Origin of the sequence: Lentzea indica (assembly GCF_012184385.1) — a bacterium.
GTDB lineage: Bacteria > Actinomycetota > Actinomycetes > Mycobacteriales > Pseudonocardiaceae > Lentzea > Lentzea indica.
In genome coordinates this window covers 1-311 of record NZ_VSRL01000627.1, presented here as the reverse complement: position 1 = coordinate 311, position 311 = coordinate 1, and the positions used below count along the sequence as shown (strand labels likewise).

Below are 311 nucleotides of genomic sequence, written 5' to 3'. Positions count from 1 at the left end.
TAGTCCGCTATCGGTCACCAGGGAGTATTTAGGCTTAGCGGGTGGTCCCGCCAGATTCACAGCGAATTTCACGAGTACGCTGCTACTTGGGAACACTCTCACGAGATACCGGATTTTCGAGTACGGGAGTTTCACCCTCTACGCTCACGCTTTCCAGACGTATTCCTCTAACCACAGTATTTTCTGACTCGTTGCCAGTCCGGCAGAACTGACCAAGAGGTCCCACGACCCCGCGAATGCAACCCCTGCCGGGTATCACACAGACGCGGTTTAGCCTCATCCGCTTTCGCTCGCCACTACTCACGGAATCA

1 rRNA gene is annotated in these 311 nt (G+C 54.7%); it reads right to left on the bottom strand.

The annotated features are described in order from the left end of the window. Window positions 1–311, bottom strand: a 23S ribosomal RNA gene (locus FXN61_RS50040); the annotation flags it as partial.